1 protein-coding gene is annotated in these 1,233 nt (G+C 54.8%); it reads left to right on the top strand.

Going from position 1 to position 1,233, the window contains the following annotated elements; genetic code table 11:
* Nucleotides 1–120: 120 nt before the first annotated feature.
* The gene (locus tag EOA24_RS38485; protein WP_127410853.1) at nucleotides 121–1,065 is read left to right on the top strand and encodes an HAD-IA family hydrolase; all 945 of its coding nucleotides are present in this window, start codon (nucleotides 121–123) and stop codon (nucleotides 1,063–1,065) included.
* Nucleotides 1,066–1,233: the final 168 nt, after the last annotated feature.

Raw genomic sequence — 1,233 nt, 5'->3', positions numbered from 1 at the left:
CAGCGAGACGTGCGACGCTAGCATACGACCAGAAGCGATTTCGCGGATCGGAGCGATCACCCATAGCTGTGAACCGAATGTCGGCCTCTTCGATGCGTTGACGCTTGTGGAGATGCAACAATGATCGGATCTCCGGCGGGCCGCCTTTCCAGCGGTAAGTGTTGCGCGCCACACTGCCGCATACCAAAGCTCAAGCGTCCTCCGCAGACATTGGCCGATTGCTATGACGCGATACTTTTCGACGCGACAGGGGTCCTGATCATCGAAAATGAAGCCCTCCCCGGCGCCGCTGATACCTTGGGCCGACTTAATATGTCCGGTCAGCCGTACTATATCGTGACGAATATCAGCAGCGGATCGGATGAGACGATATTCGCACGTCTACGAGGAGCAGGACTTCCGATCCCGAAGGTCGACCGTATCGTGTCCGCGGGAGGTGTTGCCCGACATCGCGTACTCGAAGAGGTGGCGGCCGGGCGGCTAGTTTCATATATGGGCAGTGCACACGCTGGGCATGAGATTTTCGGTAAGCATCCAAATCTTCACCCTGCTGACACGGCCGACACATTCGACACGCTCGTAGTACTCGATGACGAAGGTTTCGATTTTAAACGGTCTGTCGACCACATCCTGTCGACGTTTCAACGCAGACTGATCGATACCGGTGAAATGCCCCGTATTATAATGGCAAACGCTGACATCATTTATCCTGGCAATAACGGCTCACTGGTTTTTGGACCGGGGATAATAGGACCAATGCTTCAGGCAGGACTAGCGCCCTTCGGAGTTCCTCCAATCTCTGTCGAGTTTACGGGTAAGCCAGGGAGAGCGATTTTCGAAGAGTGCATCGCTCGGGCAGGTACGGACAGTCTTTTGATGATCGGCGATCAGGTTGATACTGATATCAAGGGGGCAAAGGCTGCCGGGCTCGATACACTTATCGTAACAGCTGGCCTCAACAACTGCGGGAAGTTATGTCAAGACGAGAACGGTGCCCCCGATTATGTCGCAAAGGACCTCCGTCAGATCTTCGACGAAACTTTGCTTCCCCACTTCGTTCGGTGAAGCATTCCAGCGAAAAAAAATCGGGTTTTGGCAGCTTGGAGCCTCGGTTCCATTCGAACTCTAGCATGGAATTGCAAGCCCGCTCGACTCCGATGGCGAATTCACCGACAGGCCGGGCCTCATGCTGATTGCGCCTGCTGCGACGCGCGTTCTCAGATACGGCTGGAT

It is taken from the genome of Mesorhizobium sp. M2A.F.Ca.ET.039.01.1.1 (assembly GCF_003998035.1).
In the GTDB taxonomy this organism is placed as follows: domain Bacteria; phylum Pseudomonadota; class Alphaproteobacteria; order Rhizobiales; family Rhizobiaceae; genus Mesorhizobium.
Note: the sequence above shows the minus strand (reverse complement) of the source record. Positions and strands in the feature narration are given on the sequence as shown.

Coding starts and splice junctions, on each gene's coding strand:
- EOA24_RS38485 (WP_127410853.1), top strand. CDS start 121: ATGATCGGATCTCCGGCGGGCCGCCTTTCCAGCGGTAAGTGTTGCGCG.